Raw genomic sequence first — 16183 nt, forward strand, 5'->3', positions numbered from 1 at the left:
GGGTTCCACTTCCTACATTTACTCGGACGGCATCTATCTTCAGCCTAGCGGTAGTTCCTACACGGTGGTGGCTCCTCCAATCGGCGCGATTGTCACCTATCTCCCGGACGGCTGCACCACAATCACGGCTGACAATACGCTTTATTACAATTGTAGCGGTATCTACTATCAGCCCCTGTTTGAGAATGGTTCCACGGTTTATCAGGTGGTTCGCTTCTAATCGGTTTCTTCTTCATCAATAATTGCCGATCGATCTAATAATAATAAATCTCGCAGGCGATCGGTATCTAATTCGGTTAACCAATTTTCCCCGGCATCTACGGTTTGTTCCGCTAATTGTTTCTTGCTTTCGATCATCTCATTAATGCGTTCCTCTAGGGTTCCCGTACAGATAAATTTATGTACCTGAACATTGCGTTTTTGTCCGATGCGGAAAGCGCGATCAGTGGCCTGGTTTTCTACGGCCGGATTCCACCAACGATCGATATGAAAAACGTGATTAGCGCGGGTTAAATTTAATCCTGTTCCCCCTGCTTTCAGGGAGAGAATAAAAATCTTTGGTCCTTGGGGATCATTTTGAAAGCGCTCGATCATTTCTACCCGATCTTTTGTTTTGGTAGAACCGGAGAGAAATAATATTTCCTCGGCTAATTTTTTCTGGAGATGGGTTTGTAGGAGTTTTCCCCACTCGGCAAATTGTGTAAAAATTAAAGCTCGATCGCCTTCTGCTATCACTTCCTCTACCATGGCTTCTAAACGTAATAATTTTCCCGATCTTTGACTGCTTTCTAAACTATTTTCTTTCAAAAAGTGAGCGGGATGATTACAAACTTGTTTGAGATGCATTAGCAAGGTTAAAATTAATCCATGTCTCTGAATTCCTTGAGTTTCTTCAATTTTCTGGAGGGTTGTCTCGACTAATTGTTGATAAAGTTGTCCCTGTTCTTTCGATAAACCGCACAGGACATTCATTTCCTGTTTTTCTGGTAAATCTTCGATAATAGTTTTATCGGTTTTTAATCTCCTTAAAATAAAGGGACGGACAAGGGAACGCAAATTATGCAGGGATTCTTGATCGCCGTATTTTTCAATGGGAAGGGCAAAACGACGCTGAAAAAAGGCTTGAGTTCCTAAAAAATTGGGATTGAGAAAATCCAAAATTGACCATAATTCCGTCAGGCGATTTTCTACGGGAGTTCCCGTTAAGGCAATGCGAAATCCTGCGGGTATTTTTCGCACTGCTTGGGATTGTTTGGCCGTAGAATTTTTAATATTTTGAGCCTCATCTAAAACTAAACCTTGCCATGATACTGCTTCTAAAGTGGATAGATCCCGATAGATTAAAGGATAACTGGTAATAACAACCGATTTATTTTTTACCTCTTGAGCAAAAGCTTGACCTTTTAATCTTTTTTCGCCATGATGCACAAAAACCGCCAGGGTGGGAGCAAATTTTCTTAATTCATGTTCCCAGTTATTGACCACAGAAGTGGGAGCCACCACTAACACGGGATTAACTAACATATCCTCTTCTTTTAATGCTAGTAAAAAAGCGATTAATTGCGGGGTTTTTCCTAAACCCATATCATCGGCTAAACAAGCACCTAAACCCCACTTTTCTAGGAAAGCTAACCAACTAACTCCCTTGAGTTGATAGGGACGTAATTCCCCCCGAAATTCCCTAGGTGGGTTGATTAATTGAATCCCTTGATTGTTATTTAAATTATCAATTAATTCCTTTAATGCTCCCTCCGCTTGGAAGTTTACTACCGGCAGTTTAGCAATTAGATTATTATCTCCTGAACTCAAGCGCAGGGCATCCTCCACCGAGAGATTCAGGGGAGTGATGGTATTATTTAAAATTGCCTGAGCTGCTTTGACATCCGTAGGTTGTAGGATTAACCATTTGCCCCCCACTTCCACAACCGGCGATTTTTTCTCTAATAACTTATCAAAATCTTTTTTTGATATTTCCTGTTCCCCTACCACTAATTTAAGCTGAAAGTTTAACAAACTGGTTAAACTTAATCTTTCTCCTTTTTTGGGAGTTACACTGGCAGCAATCTTAATTCCTAATCTTTGTTCATTACTACCGGCAGTTAAACCCGTTGGCAAAATTACCCCTAATCCCTGATCTTGCAATTGCCAAGCGATCGAGCGAATAAACTGATAAACTTCGATGGAATCAAGAGAACATTCCTCCGGGTGTCTTTGCTCTAAACTAATTCTAATCGGTTCGTACAATCGGGATGCTAATCCCAATCCTTTTAAGAGAATTTCCTGGGGATTATTGACAACTCTTTGATAACTATGATAACTTTCTTTACCCTCTAACCAAATCAACTTGGCACTAATGAGAAATTCGGGATCATCTAACGCTTGTAAATAATAGGTGATTTTCCACGCTGTTCCCAGACTGGGAGGTTGTAAACATAAACAAACACGGTATTGATTCTCGATTAATTGGCGATTATTGCCATTAACTAAACTTTCTTGGATAGGAAACACCCAGTTATTATAAGCATTTTCTAGACGCTGTAAATTCTTGGCTTCTAAGGCAATGTCATGATGATCACCGCTTAAAGATTGTAGCCAGGGTTTCACCATCAATGACGGCGAAATATTAACAGTACTATCTATTTTTTGTCGCAAACGAGCATCGACAATATTTTTTAAGCAATCGAGAATAATTGTTTGTGGTTCGCTATTTTCTTGATAGGCAAGACAAACTGGGGGGATGGTTTGGATAAACTTAGCTAAACGAGTGCGATCGATGGTACTATCTAGCAGCGGATACCAGCAACTTTGACCTTGATTTATTCCCGCTAAAAATTTCCCCCTTGCTAATAAATCTAAACTCCAACGGTGCAAATACAGCCAAAATCGTAGATCATTGCCGATAAATTCGGCCTTAGCTAGGGGTAATTTCTCCCATAACCGCACTATCATCCCCGCAGAAAAAGTTAATCCCGATACCTGCCATGGTTGCCAAGACAAGGATTTAGGTGTGGGTTCGAGAATTTGCCCCGACAGCAGCGGTAAAAAATATTTTTTCCTAGGGGGAGAATAACTAGGCAAACTGAGCTTGATTGATTCTGGAGAATACTGGTCAAGCTGAGGGGAAAATTTCTCGATAAATTGGGCTAATGCCCCTGATTCTAGACAAAAAGGATGATTTTCCTTTGTTTCACTTAATTCTTTCCCTTGCCACTGTTCACCCCAAAGAAAAAAAACACTATCTTGCGAACCAATCAGCCAATTACCGTGTAGAGTAGTCATTATGAAATAGGGAAATTCCTTTAAAAAAACTTGCTGTTGAAAAGGTAACAAATCTCGATTTTGTCGCTTCTTCTGACCTTAAGAGCCTCTAATCTTCTATTTTAGTGGACAAGGGCTGATTTCTCAAGCAGAATCTAGTTAAGCGATTAGCCGCGATCAAATGGTGATTATCAATAATAATAACTAGAGTTATTTTAAACTATGTACAAATTGATCGCCCTAACCCTCGTCCTCAGTCTTCCCCTGAACTTGTCCCTAGTTGGTTATGGGGAAGATTTAAATCACCTACAGCAATTATTATCCACCCGACAATGTCCCCAATGCGATCTGAGCGGTTCGGGGTTAGTGCAATCGAATCTAACTGGGGCAAAATTAAATGGGGCCAATCTCGTCGGTGCTAATCTTAGTCAAGCTAATTTAAGTGGAGCGGATCTGAGTGGTGCTAATTTAACCAGTGCCTCTCTTTTTGGTGCTAATCTGACTGGAGCGAATTTAACCGGGGCAATCTTGACGGGTGCGGATTTAAGAGGCGCTTATCTCAATAATGCTAACCTCGAAAACACTAAACTAGATACTGCATACGTGCAGGGTGCGGTGGGAATTCCCAGTAGTGCCGGTACTCCTGAACTATTCTACGGACTAGGGATGGTGGAAGGAAAACAGGGACGCACCAGCGCCGCCATAGAAAATTTTAATAAGGCCTTGACAATCAACCCAGAATATGCTCCAGCTTATCTGGCCCGGTCCATGGCTCACTATCGTCTGGGACAAAATGCTCTAGCGGCCCAGGATGCTCAAATGGCTTCGACTCTCTTTCAACGCCAAGGTAACACCCCCGGTTACGAAGCAGCAGAGAATTTTATTAAAGGCATGGAAATCGCCCTAAAACCGCAAGAACAAGGTGGTGGCAACGCTCAATTAGACCAAATGGTGCAGGGGATTGGTTCTCTGCTCTTACAGTTTGTTTTACCCGCTTTGGGACTGTTTTAATCCTCGTCCGCCGGTTCTTCTAAATGTTCCGAGACCGCGTAATAAAGGTCAAGAACATGATGATCGGCAAGGCAATAAAAGACTCTCCGTCCCTGTTTTTGGTATTTAACTAATCTTAAGGCTCTTAGGGTTCTTAACTGGTGCGATACGGCCGATTCACTCATCCCTAACTCGTCGGCTAAGTCACAAACACATAATTCTTGTTTGGCTAAAAGCGATAGAATTCTGAGGCGGTTGGCATCCCCCAAAAGGCTGAAAAATTCGGCCATTTTTTGGGCTTTTTCTAGTTCTAATCCCTGCAAGTGCTGGAATTTCCCCTCTTGGTGATGGGATTCCCCACAAACCGGTGCTATTTTCTCTATGGCCATGTTTTTTCCCGATCAGTTATTAAGGGAAAGTTGAGAAAGGGAGGTATCGATCGAATCTTCAATGCCGATACTTGTCCCTTTCTTCCCAATAACTAAATTTAACCGCAAATACAGCCCTGGTGTCCACAGCCTTTCCCGTCAACGTGACCATCGGCACAAGCTTGGCAACAGTAGTATTTATCGTTTTTTTTGATGGCATCGGCGATCGATACTTCACACTCACAGGATTTACAAGCACATTTCATGGTGGTGACAGCGATCATGGTTACTACCTCTGAACTTCTTTACTGACTTTAGTATAACATCTGAACAGATGTTCATGGATTGAATAAAGTTAAATTTTTCTAAAACTCAGATGGGAAAGTTAGAGCAGTCATCTCAAGGGTGAGGTGGGAAGTTATCAGTGATCAGTGATCAGTGGGTAAGTTAACAGTTATCAGATGTGAGTTTTTAGGTGTTGTCAAATTGAAAGATGCTGGGAATCAGCACCGGAACGGAAATTACTTTGATAGCAAGGATTGCATGGCATCTTTCAATTAGTGTTTAATGAACGAATATAGCGTTTCCTAAGCTAGTGAGGTACACCTATTTTTCTTCCCTTTTGCCTCTTGCCTTTTGCCTTTTGCCTAAAACCCATAACTTTTGTACCTCAGCAGACTGAAAAACGCTATAGTGCCGATAGTTGGGCTTAAGCGGGGAACAAGAGTCGCTCGATTTAGCAGTGGAATATAGCTAGGTAATAGGTGTAGGGCTAATTCCAGAATTATCCCTACTAGGTAATGGGTGTTGTCAAATTGAAAGATGCTGGGAATCAGCACCGGAACGGAAATTGGTAATGATTCGGTAGTAGTGGCGTAGCCCTCTTGCTTACCTGGTATGAATTGTGTAAAATATTTATGAATAAAAATAATTGGAACCCGATCAGTCTTTAAACCTCTAGCTTGATCATGACTTTTCTGATAAATATCTTTTTCTGGCTCCTGTCTGGCTTACTCAAATATCAGTCTAGCACCGAACAAAATACCCCCCTAGTTCACCTCTATTCCCCTGTCCTAATTGTGGTTCTCACCATAGGATCAAGAATGGTGCTATTCATAATGGAAAACCCAAACGTCAATGTAAAGAATGTGGTCGTCAGTTTGGGATCAATCCCACTAATAAAACCGTCTCTGACGAAACCAAACAATTAATTGATAAACTCTTGCTCGAACGAATTTCTTTACGAGGAATTGCTATAGTAACAGGGGTAAGTTGGTCATGGTTACAAAATTATGTCAACAATAAACTGGTGGCTGTACCCCGTCAAATAAAGGTTTTGGACAAACCAAAAGGTAAATTTGTTATAGAATGTGATGAGATGTGGTCTTTTGTTTTTTCTAAGACGATAAAGGTTTATATTTGGCGGTTAATTGATAGAAAAACAAGAGAAATTATTGGTTGCTATTTAGGAGATAGGAGTCGTCAATCAGCCAAAAAACTTTGGGGCCAGTTTACCAGGTGTTTACCGACAATGCGCTGTTGCTTACACAGACTTTTGGGAGTCATATAAGACAGTAATTCCCAGTAAACGTCATCGACTGGTCGGAAAAGAAACTGGTCAAACTAATCATATTGAAAGATTAAATAATACCTTTCGACAAAGGATTTCTCGGCTGGTGAGAGAGAGTCTATCTTTCTCTAAAAAAATGGAGAATCACGTTGGGGAACCCTTTGGTATTTTATCCATGACTACAATGCACAGCAAAGCAAAGGATTAAGCCGCGATCACTACTACCGAATCACCACCTCTTTTATGTTGGATGAGTTTGAACCTATTCAAGCTGCCAACTCATCCTAATTTCCCAAATTTAGAATTGCTGGAGATAATTTCAGGTTATCGATCGAATTTTGTGAATTGTTGTATAATGATAGATCGTGCCTTTTTCACCTCAAGGAGGATTAGTTATGGCAGGAAGTGAACTAAAAGCGGATCTATGGGTTAACGAATATATTACCCCCTGGGACATTTATAGTCATGGGGTTTCGCAGATTTTAGCCTACAAAAAAACCGCTTTTCAGGAGATGTATATTGTTGAATCGGGGGCCTATGGAAAAGCCTTGGTACTGGATGGCAAATGGCAATCTTGTACGGGGGATGAATTTATTTATCATGAAGCATTAGTGCAACCGGCAATGATTGCCCACCAAGAAGCAAAAACTGCTTTAATTTTGGGAGGTGGTGAAGGTGCGACAACGCGGGAGTTATTGCGCTGGAAAACAATCGAAAAAGTGATGATGATCGATATCGATGGGGATGTGGTGGCAGCTTGTAAGGAACATCTTCCTGAAATGCACCAAGGCACTTTTGATGATCCTCGTTTTCAGTTAGTTGTGGCCGATGCTTTAGAAGTTTTAGACACCACTAACGATAAATGGGATATTATTATTTCCGATCTGGTTGATCCTATCGAAGAGGGTCCTTCTTTCCCCCTATTTACAAAAGAATACTTTGAAAAACTACAAAGAGTTTTGGCCGAAAATGGCATTGTTGTCGTTCAATCTGGCCCAGTTTCTCCTCCTTCGGTGATGTATCATGCGCGTTTGGTGAATACTTTAAAAGCAGTTTTTCCCTACGTTCATTCCTATTGCGCTCCCACTCCTAGTTATGGTTCCCCTTGGGGTTTTACTCTCTGTGCTAATCATCCTTTAAATACTCGTCCCGATCCTGATGTGGTGGATGAATTAATCAGCGATACAACTACGGGAGGATTACGTTTAATTGATGGCATGAGTTTACTAGGAATGTTACAAACTCCTCTCTATATTCGTCAAGCAATCGCACAAAATACGGAAGTTTATACCCTAGCAAAACCCCCGAAATTCTTCGGTCAAGGAGTAATCAGTAATCAGTAATCAGGAGTCAGTTATCAGTGGTCAGTAATCAGGAGTCAGGAGATAGGGTGATAGGGTGATAGGGATTTAGGGGTTTAGGGGTTTAGGGAAATTTCAGCCAAATGCTCCATTTCCCCATTTCCCCATTTCCCCATTTCATAATTTATAATTCATAATTCATAATTCATAATTCCCACACCCCACCAACAACCTTTTTTAGCAAACCCTAATTAGAAATCGATCGAGTCTTCATGATTAAGAATTGTTTGCAGTATTTCTAGGGGAACAGTAGCAAAGTATTGCTGGAGAAAGTTTTCTAGTGCCACCGCTTCTAGAAATTGCTCAATCTTATTAATTTTTGCCTCATGATTGACTAATTCAAAGGATAAATTTTCTTGATTTTTCTTGACTTTAAAGCCATTTTCTGCTAGGGAAATTAATCCTAATTCTAGGGTATGATAGCTGAGGTTTAAGCGGTTTTGTAATTGTTGACGGGAAATACTGGTTTTAGTTCTAGCTAAATATTTCCCAATCCCCACAAGGTTTATCCATGGGGTGTGAGCGGATTTTTTTAAAGGACTAGCATAGGCAAGAACTAACTTTTTATCGCGTAAAATTGCCTGTTGATATTCCCTGGAAAGTTTTGTCCAATCCCGGGGACATTCCCAGAGAAAAAGGGGATTTAATTGGTTAACTTTTTGATTAATTTCTCGATGGCGATTGTCGATTAAAAAATCTTTTTTATTGCTATAGATTAAGGATTCTTGTTGATAGGGCTGCAAGGCAATTAAGCGCACTTCATAGCGATTTTTGGAGGTATTAAAATCTAATTCGACTACGGCATCATAACGGGTATCGGCAGCAATTTCATCTTTGTGATGACCCCACCACATACCGGGGAATCCCTCCTCGATTGAACTATCCCAGATCTCAAAAGTTGTCCGGGGATAAGCGATTTTTTTGCCTTTGAAATCCTCAAGATTTTTATGCCAAAGATTTTGAAAATAACAATTTTGAATTAATAGCTTCGGTGTCGGATTACCCATCCCGCAGGGTTCCAGTAATTTTAATTCTCGAAATAGACTTTTTCCCAATTGGGAAACCGTCACCACTGCATCCACTTCTATCTCGGAAGAAAGGGAAGTTAAATCAATTCCTGTGCGTCGCAACTGTTGATTAATTCCCTCAATAAATAGGGGTAAATTTTCTATATTTAAACTTAAACCAGCAGCCAAAGGATGACCACCAAAACGATGTAAAAGATGGGATTGAGAGGATACTAATTGATAAAGATCAATCTCGCGAATTGACCGAGCGGAACCCTTAGCAAAAGGTGGTTCACTGGTACTTAATAAAATTGTCGGTCGCTGGTATTCTTGGGCAATTTGTCCCGCCACTAATCCTAAAATTCCCGCCATCCATTGGGGATCATCTAAAATAATTACATTAGTGGTGGAAAGATCAATTCTCTCTAGTTTTTTCTGAACTTGTTTAATAATATCTCGTTGGATTTCTTGGCGACGAATATTGGCCAATTCCGCTTGTTCAGCCAATTCTTGACAACGTTTTTCATCTTCACTGGTAAGTAATTCCACACAAAATCTAGCATCGCCATAAATGCGACTGACGGCATTAATGCGCGGTCCAATACCGAAGGATATATCCATCGGTCTATCTCCGGTTTTGTTACATAAATCTAGTAATTTTTTAACTCCTAAACGCTGAGTATTTTGCAGTTTTTGTATACCTTTTTGGGCTAAATAACGACATTCTCCCGTCAATTTGACTAAATCGGCAATTAAACCAATCGCAACTAAATCCAGTAAATTTTCTAGGGGTTTTCTGGGAATATCTGCAAGGGTTAAATACATCGCTTCCACCAATTTATAAGCAACGGCAACCCCAGAAAGATGATAGAAAGGATGGGTTTCCACAAAGTAGCGGGGATTAATCAGGGCAATCACCTCGGGGCGCTCGTCGGGTAGGGTATGATGATCGGTGATGATAATATCGATTCCTAGACTGTTTGCATAGTCAATTTCAGCGATATTCGTGCTTCCCGTGTCACAGGTGACGATTAAACGGGTTCCTTGATGCGCTAGTTTCTCGATACCGGGACAATTGAGGCCGTGGGATTCTTTTTGGCGATCGGGTATGTAATAATCTAACTGTTGATAGGGTGGGAAAAACTGCCCCAATCCTTCCCAGAGGACACTGGTAGCGGTGACACCATCGGCATCGAAATCACCCCAAATAGTCACTTTTTCGCCTTTATTTAGGGCTTTTTCCAGTCTTTTGACGGCAAAGTTCATTTCTTGCCCAAAATCAAAGGGAGTTTTTGACTGATAAGCTTTCTCATCCAGAAACGTCCGCAGAGTCGCCCCATCCCGGACACCGCGATGCCATAATATTTGTGCCACGACGCTGCCATTCGACTCTGGGGTGTAGTCTTGGACTATTTTTAAAAACTCTTGGGGAAGAGCTACCGATGGGGGAATTTGCCAGTTAGACACGGGATATCAAGGAAAAAGTTAAAAAGGTGGCAGTTTTTGTGATTTTCCCTATCTCCATTTAGCCACCACTAACGGGGGGAATTAGAACTATCTCATCACCATTTTCGAGGATTTTCTCTCCCGAAACAAACTGAAGATTGACTCCAAAACGAGTAACATCGCGCCATCTTTCTAATTGAGGATAGGGAGCTATAATATAGTTTAACACTTCTGAGACAGAAGTGTGGGCAGGAAATTCGAGGTTTAATTGTGAAGTTTGATAGACTTCTTGATAAATAGCAAATAGTTTTACTGTAACCGTAATCTTTTCCATCTTTACATCAATATTTTTCCTAGGATAATAACATCAATTGAGAACCCTGTTCGGTTTTGCGGACTTCGATGCGATGTTGAAAAGCTTCTTTAAATTGGGGCATATGGGTGACAGTCAAAATACAGGCAAAATCGGCGGATATAGCGTTAATTGCCGCAATTAAGCGCTCGCATCCTTCCGCATCCTGAGTTCCGAATCCTTCGTCAACAATGAGCATTTGTAGGGCTGTTCCTGCTCTTTGTGCCAATAATCTCGCTAAAGCTAATCGAATCGAGAAATTAATCCGAAAAGCTTCCCCTCCTGAATAGGTTTCGTAGGGACGGGATCCCCGGGTATCGCCAATAATAATATCTAAAGTATCGATTGACTTTTGTTGCTGTTTCTTAGTACCTTTACCGCTTTTTTGGGTTAAAAAATGCACATGAAATTGATTACCAGTTAAGCGAGCTAAAATATGATTAGTTTGTGCTTCTAACTCTGGTAAAACATTCTCAATCATCAGAGTTTGTAAACCATTTTTGCCGAAAGCTAGGGCTAACTCTTTATGGACTCTATATTGTTTTTTAACTTTAGCTAAATCGCTCTCTTTTTCTGTCAGTTGTTTACCTAAAGTTTCTAGTTGATGTAATTTCTCCTCAACCCGACCTTTTTGGGAGAGCAATCCATCAATTATCTGTCTCCGCTGTTGAATATTAGTCGATAAAGCAGCGATTTCTTGGCGATAGTCAGTCAAAGTACCAATCTTTTGACTAATATTTGCTAACTCCTGATTTATCTTCTGGCAATCCTCATTTCGCAGCTGTAATCTTTGCTCAATGTCATCGATTTTAGCGGCTATTTCTGGATAATTTTTTTCTGCTTGTTGCCAATCTCGATACTGTAATCTTACCCCCTGTAATTGTCGGATCAGATTTTGAATATTCTGATGTTCACTGCGATCATAATTTAAGTTTTGAATAAACTTTTCTAAGCGTTCAATTTCCTGTTTAAGTGGGGAATTTTGACCTAGTTCTCGTTTCTCCTGTTCTAGTTTAGCTAATTGGTTAATTAAATTAGGTTTCTCAGCCTTAATATTAGCTAAACGACGGTTTGCTTGCTTAAGTTCTGATTCTTGAATTTCTGCCCAACGCCATCTTTTTTCTTCTCCTCTGACTAAAGCATAACTTTGTTCATCATAATTTAATAAGGCGATTTCTTGATTGACAATTTGCAATTCTTGCTGTAATTCTAGGGCATAATTGCCACTGCTTAAAAGTGCTTCTAACTCCACAAGTATCTCCTCGTTTTTCTCTAGTTCTATTTCCTTTTCTTCAATAGTTTCTAACTTGACTTCTAACTGCATATATTTTTGTTGTAGATTCGATCTTACTGGCAATTCTTGTTTAATTTGGGCTAATTCCTCGCGTAAACGTTTTAAATCTCGATCGCAGTCTGCCATCCGTTCCTGTAGGGACCAAATTTGCTCTTGAATTTGTTCTTGATGTTGATGAGTTTTTCTGATTACCTGATGACGGTGATGACTGTCTAAATTCTGTTCACACAAAGGACAAACCGAATCGGGAATATTCAATTTTTCCAATTTATCAGTTAACTCTAAAAGCTGTTCTTCATATCTTTTCTGCTGCTCCAATAAACTTTTTTTATCCACTTGTTTAACGGTTTCCTTTTCTTCCACTCGTTCACAATAGGTTTGTTTTTTATCTAATTCCTTAATTCGTTTGGCTAAATTGAGAGCTTCCTCTCTTAGTAGAGGAATACGAGCGATTTCTGTCTCTAATTGTTGGCGATTTCTTTGCAGTTGTTCCCGACGAGCATTAATCCTGGCTTTTTCCCGTTCCAACTGCATATTTAGATCAGCTTTTCGGCCATTTAAAGGAGCATATTTTAAAGCTAATTTATCCAATTCCTGAAGACGTTGACGATGATAATTTAACTTCTCTAATCCTGCTTGAATATCCCCCGCTTGCTCGATAATTTTTTCAGTTTCTTGTTCCTGTCTTCCCAATTCTTCTAAACGAGCGCTCGTTTGTTGGATGGGAAGGGTAAATTCGTTAATTTTTTGCTGTAATTTCTGTTCTAATTGTTGTTTATCATACTGGGCCTGTTGCCAAGCTTGCAATTGACTTGACAAACTGACCTCTTTCTGGTCTAAATTGATTAGGCGATCATGTGCGGTAATAATGTCATTTTTGCGATGAAGAATAGTCCTTATTTGATTTAATTGATTGTCTAGACTAACTTTTTCCCGGTCTAATCTCTCAATTTCTGCTAATAAAGCTCGCTCCTGTTCTCTTTGCCACTGCAGCTGTTTTTCCCAATTCTGACGCTGATTTTCCTCCCCTTGCAGTTGCTGTAAACGCCGATTATTTACCTCTTGTTCTTGATTAATTTGGTTAATTTGGGTGCTTAACTCTTGCAGGTGTTCCCGATAAGAATTTTTCTCCTGAAGACGGAGTTTGATAGTTTCTACTTGCTGCTCGATCTGGAGGGACTGTCCATCAAATTGTTTCGATATATCCTTAGCTTTATTCGCTAAAATTTCATAGCGATCGAGTTGTAATAATTCTGCTAAAATCTGTTTACGACCACTGGGAGGCTGTTTCATAAACTCGTCCGCTTGTCCCTGTCGTAAATAAGCAGAATTAATGAAAGTTTTATGGTCTATTTTCAGATAAGTATTAATCTGTGCTTGGGTATCTTTAATACTTTTACCCGATAAAGGACGAAAACTTTGATCATTAATCACCTGAAAATCTAAACCAGAAGCTTTCCCTCCCCGGTGACGACTACGGATAATTTTATAGATTTCTCCCCCATAACTAAACTCGAAATCTACCCGCGCATAATCGCTGCCCGCATGAATCACATCATCACCAATCGAGACGCGACTCTCTCCCCAAATTGCCCAAGTAATTGCTTCGAGTAAAGAGGATTTTCCTGCACCATTGGCACCACAAATACAGGCAGTATGTAATCCGCGAAAATCTAGCACTGCCTCGCGATAACTGAGAAAATTTTTTAGGGTTAATTGTAGGGGAATCATAAGCTGGGAGGAATTATGAATTATGAATTATGAATTATGAATTATAAAGTGGGGAGGTGGGGAGGTGGGGAAGTGGGGAGATGGGGAGGTGGGGAAGTGGGGAGAATGCAGTACAAGGCATAATTAGCGGAAATTCGGTCACTCAGCCTCAGTAAAATATTAGTATCAAATAGATATTTAGCCATTAGTCATAGATAGTTTCACGCCCTAAGGCTTCATCGGGTAATCCGGGGGTATCCTTGGGTTGACTTTCCAGAAATTTTAGCCAATCTTCTGCTTTTTCGTGGGAGGTCATCTCTTCAATTTTTGGCGAAGTTCTCTGAGTTAGAAATTGGCTGAAGTTTAAGACTTCTTGTTGTTTTTCTAAAGGAAGTTTTCGCAAGTTTTCGATAACGGCTTGTTCAATATTCATCGAAATTCAGCTTGTCGATTAATCGGCGTACTAAAAAGCATCAATGTCTTCAATACCTGCCCTTTCCCCATCATATCACCCCCCCCGCTCTGGCACTGACCAAATCCCCCCACTTGGCTGGGATATTATTCCTACGCAAGTCCCTAACCGCTCAGGGTCCCTCGATTTGCTACTCTAAAGGAAAGATAACCGATTCTTAAGACCAAATCTATGAGCATTCCCGAAATTAGCGTCCATGAACTCGCTCTCCGTTTAGCCGATCATGATCCTAATTTACAACTTATTGATGTGCGCGAACCAGAGGAAATTGCGATCGCATCTGTGGCCAATTTTACCATTTTACCCTTGAGTCAATACCAAGAATGGTCGCCCACTATTGCCACCCAATTCAACCCCCAAGCGGAAACCCTGGTTATCTGTCACCATGGCATGAGATCCCTACAGATGTGCCAATGGCTACAAAGTCAGGGTTTTACTAATGTTAAAAATATTAACGGTGGCATTGATGCTTATTCCCTTCTCGTCGATCCTAATATTCCCCGTTACTAATTTTCATGGCCCCCATCGGGAAAAGAGCGGGGTAAACTATCCCCCTTCTCCCCACGAATAACCAATTACCGGTAACTGATTAAGCGTTATACTGTCTAGAAAAATGTTATAAATCTTTTCTTAAGATTATTCCCCTATGTCCGCTAGAATTAATCTCAGCGATCGCTATCAACATATCCTTAAGGCCACAATCCAACATTATATCGCCACGGCCGAACCAGTTGGCTCGAAAACTCTGCTAGAGGAGTACAAATTTACTGTTAGTTCCGCCACGATTCGCAATGCTCTCGGTAAACTGGAAAAAGAAGGTTTACTCTATCAACCCCACACTTCCTCCGGACGCATTCCCTCCGATTGGGGTTATCGTCTCTACGTTGATGAGTTAATGACTCCCGATGACCGTATCGGCGAAAAAATCGGCTATTATCTGCATCAAAAGGCTAAATCTCCCGCTTGGAGTCTCGAAAGTCTGTTGCAACGGGCCACCCAATTTTTAGCCGGTTTAAGCGGTTATATCGCTATCGTTACCCTTCCCCACACCCTCACGAATACCCTGCGTCATCTGCAATTAATCCCCGTCTCAGCCAAGCAGATCATGTTAATTATTGTTACAGATAGTTTACAAACACGCTCGGTTATGATAGAAATTCCTGAGTCTATGGAAACCGACAAGAAGGATGGATTAGCAGAAGAATTACAAATCCTCTCTAATTTTCTGGGGGAAAAATTAAAAGGTTATTGCTTGGCAGATTTAATTAACCTCGATTGGCAGCAAATCGAGCGAGAATTTGCCCGTTATACCCATTTTCTCCAACAATTAAGCCAAGAAATCAGCGCTAGTCTCCAATCCACTGCCACCCCGGAGATTATCGTCCATGGTGTCGCTGAAGTCATTCGACAGCCAGAATTCGCCCAATGGCAACAAGTACAAATGTTACTGCATCTATTGGAAGCAGAACAGGATCGCCTTTTACCCCTGATTTTACAAAGATCAGAACCAGAAAAATCAGCTAAAAAAGTCAAAATCACCATTGGTTCCGAAAATCCTCTGGAATCCATGCGCCCTTGTACTCTTATCTCCGCTTTTTATAAACAGGGAGATACTCCCGTCGGTAGTGTTGGCATTATCGGACCGACGCGAATGTTATACGAAAATACTATTCCCCTAGTGGAATCCACCGCTAACTATCTCAGCGAGGCTATAAGTAAGTAGATATCCCCCGCAAAGGTTCGGGAATGGGACAATCGACAGTAAACTCTAAAATTGTCTCACCATCCCCCAAATAGCCAGAATTGGCAAAACAGAGCAACATCCGCACCAGCGCCACCCACACCTCTGCATCAAACTCCCAATCCTGTCCCCGACGCGCTCCACAGGCGATCGATTTTAGCGCCCAAAAATAACTATTTCTCACCACCGAACCACCTTTTTTATAAACAGGCACATCCTCATGGTGAATATAAAGAATATCATCTTTAGCGATCGCTCTCATCGGTGGCTGGGAAAGTTGCGGCAATTTTCGGCGGACTTTCTAGATAATAAACTGAAGTGTTCTCCAGTAGAGCTTTTTTGCTCTCTTAGGTTTGCTGGGTAAAATGTATTCTAAGATACATTCTTGCGGGCAAGTGAGTGGAACGAACCACTCCAGACACAAAGGACACAAAGACCGACCGCTACTATATAAGTTAAACTTATCACACAAAGGAGAAGAGATCCGCTTTTTCATTGGTTACGATAGATTAATTTCTATTCTTAATCCTAGAATTAGATAATATTGACTTATAAGTAGATCACCTAAAAAGCAGTTTTTTTGTGGTGATATATAGCATTTCCTATTCGCACGA

13 protein-coding genes and 1 pseudogene are annotated in these 16183 nt (G+C 40.8%); 6 read left to right on the top strand and 8 right to left on the bottom strand.

The annotated features are described in order from the left end of the window. Nucleotides 1–220 (top strand): DUF6515 family protein (locus N0824_RS17815; protein WP_233256477.1); only part of this gene is annotated, 220 nt, incomplete at its 5' end. Here the strand turns inward: N0824_RS17815 and N0824_RS17820 are convergent. Further along, entirely contained in the window at nucleotides 217–3279 is a 3063-nt protein-coding gene (locus N0824_RS17820) for a DEAD/DEAH box helicase (protein WP_108937796.1), read from the bottom strand. The two genes, N0824_RS17815 and N0824_RS17820, sit on opposite strands and share 4 nt — an antisense overlap. A gap of 201 nt (nucleotides 3280–3480) precedes the next feature. Here N0824_RS17820 and N0824_RS17825 point away from each other — a divergent pair, with 201 nt between their 5' ends. After that, nucleotides 3481–4269: a pentapeptide repeat-containing protein gene (locus N0824_RS17825; protein WP_108937720.1), complete on the top strand. Its 789-nt coding sequence runs from the start codon at nucleotides 3481–3483 to the stop codon at nucleotides 4267–4269. Here the strand turns inward: N0824_RS17825 and N0824_RS17830 are convergent. After that, nucleotides 4266–4637 carry a metalloregulator ArsR/SmtB family transcription factor gene (locus N0824_RS17830; protein ID WP_108937721.1) on the bottom strand — a complete coding sequence of 124 codons (372 nt, stop codon included), beginning with the start codon at nucleotides 4635–4637 and terminating at the stop codon, nucleotides 4266–4268. The two genes, N0824_RS17825 and N0824_RS17830, sit on opposite strands and share 4 nt — an antisense overlap. A 98-nt stretch (nucleotides 4638–4735) precedes the next feature. Beyond that, nucleotides 4736–4900, bottom strand: coding sequence for a metallothionein (locus N0824_RS17835; RefSeq protein WP_108937722.1), 165 nt, complete (start codon nucleotides 4898–4900; stop codon nucleotides 4736–4738). 812 nt (nucleotides 4901–5712) lie between these two features. Here N0824_RS17835 and N0824_RS17840 point away from each other — a divergent pair. Together N0824_RS17840 and N0824_RS17845 are read left to right on the top strand one after the other, a co-directional pair. Further along, nucleotides 5713–6375, top strand: a pseudogene (locus N0824_RS17840) (IS1 family transposase); the annotation flags it as partial. Between the two features lie 206 nt (nucleotides 6376–6581). After that, complete coding sequence (locus N0824_RS17845) at nucleotides 6582–7529, top strand: fused MFS/spermidine synthase (protein WP_002800647.1); 948 nt, start codon at nucleotides 6582–6584, stop codon at nucleotides 7527–7529. A 209-nt stretch (nucleotides 7530–7738) separates the two neighbouring features. Here the strand turns inward: N0824_RS17845 and recJ are convergent, their stop codons facing one another. From recJ to N0824_RS17870, 4 genes are all read right to left on the bottom strand, one after another. Next, nucleotides 7739–10021: a single-stranded-DNA-specific exonuclease RecJ gene (gene recJ / locus N0824_RS17850; protein WP_108937723.1), complete on the bottom strand. Its 2283-nt coding sequence runs from the start codon at nucleotides 10019–10021 to the stop codon at nucleotides 7739–7741. Nucleotides 10022–10079: 58 nt separating this feature from the next. Beyond that, nucleotides 10080–10334, bottom strand: a complete 255-nt coding sequence (locus N0824_RS17855; protein WP_108937724.1) for a MoaD/ThiS family protein — start codon at nucleotides 10332–10334, stop codon at nucleotides 10080–10082. 19 nt (nucleotides 10335–10353) lie between these two features. Continuing rightward, a complete protein-coding gene (gene sbcC / locus N0824_RS17860; RefSeq protein ID WP_108937725.1) occupies nucleotides 10354–13377 on the bottom strand; it encodes an exonuclease subunit SbcC in 3024 nt (1007 codons plus the stop codon). Between the two features lie 184 nt (nucleotides 13378–13561). Beyond that, the gene (locus N0824_RS17870) at nucleotides 13562–13789 is read right to left on the bottom strand and encodes a DUF2281 domain-containing protein (RefSeq protein ID WP_108937726.1); all 228 of its coding nucleotides are present in this window, start codon (nucleotides 13787–13789) and stop codon (nucleotides 13562–13564) included. A gap of 210 nt (nucleotides 13790–13999) precedes the next feature. Between N0824_RS17870 and N0824_RS17875 the strand changes: the two genes are divergently transcribed. Then, the gene (locus tag N0824_RS17875) at nucleotides 14000–14338 is read left to right on the top strand and encodes a rhodanese-like domain-containing protein (RefSeq protein WP_108937727.1); all 339 of its coding nucleotides are present in this window, start codon (nucleotides 14000–14002) and stop codon (nucleotides 14336–14338) included. A gap of 136 nt (nucleotides 14339–14474) precedes the next feature. Then, nucleotides 14475–15551, top strand: a complete 1077-nt coding sequence (gene hrcA / locus N0824_RS17880) for a heat-inducible transcriptional repressor HrcA (protein WP_108937728.1) — start codon at nucleotides 14475–14477, stop codon at nucleotides 15549–15551. Here the strand turns inward: hrcA and N0824_RS17885 are convergent. Further along, nucleotides 15538–15831 (bottom strand): hypothetical protein, encoded by a 294-nt coding sequence (locus N0824_RS17885; RefSeq protein ID WP_002760270.1) that lies wholly within the window; start codon nucleotides 15829–15831, stop codon nucleotides 15538–15540. The genes hrcA and N0824_RS17885 overlap by 14 nt on opposite strands. Nucleotides 15832–16183 lie beyond the last annotated feature (352 nt).

It is taken from the genome of Microcystis sp. 0824 (assembly GCF_003112475.1).
GTDB lineage: Bacteria > Cyanobacteriota > Cyanobacteriia > Cyanobacteriales > Microcystaceae > Microcystis > Microcystis aeruginosa_C.

Coding starts and splice junctions, on each gene's coding strand:
- sbcC (WP_108937725.1), bottom strand. CDS start 13,377: ATGATTCCCCTACAATTAACCCTAAAAAATTTTCTCAGTTATCGCGAG.
- N0824_RS17820 (WP_108937796.1), bottom strand. CDS start 3,279: ATGACTACTCTACACGGTAATTGGCTGATTGGTTCGCAAGATAGTGTT.
- N0824_RS17830 (WP_108937721.1), bottom strand. CDS start 4,637: ATGGCCATAGAGAAAATAGCACCGGTTTGTGGGGAATCCCATCACCAA.
- N0824_RS17825 (WP_108937720.1), top strand. CDS start 3,481: ATGTACAAATTGATCGCCCTAACCCTCGTCCTCAGTCTTCCCCTGAAC.
- N0824_RS17870 (WP_108937726.1), bottom strand. CDS start 13,789: ATGAATATTGAACAAGCCGTTATCGAAAACTTGCGAAAACTTCCTTTA.
- N0824_RS17845 (WP_002800647.1), top strand. CDS start 6,582: ATGGCAGGAAGTGAACTAAAAGCGGATCTATGGGTTAACGAATATATT.
- N0824_RS17835 (WP_108937722.1), bottom strand. CDS start 4,900: ATGATCGCTGTCACCACCATGAAATGTGCTTGTAAATCCTGTGAGTGT.
- N0824_RS17875 (WP_108937727.1), top strand. CDS start 14,000: ATGAGCATTCCCGAAATTAGCGTCCATGAACTCGCTCTCCGTTTAGCC.
- hrcA (WP_108937728.1), top strand. CDS start 14,475: ATGTCCGCTAGAATTAATCTCAGCGATCGCTATCAACATATCCTTAAG.
- N0824_RS17855 (WP_108937724.1), bottom strand. CDS start 10,334: ATGGAAAAGATTACGGTTACAGTAAAACTATTTGCTATTTATCAAGAA.
- N0824_RS17885 (WP_002760270.1), bottom strand. CDS start 15,831: ATGAGAGCGATCGCTAAAGATGATATTCTTTATATTCACCATGAGGAT.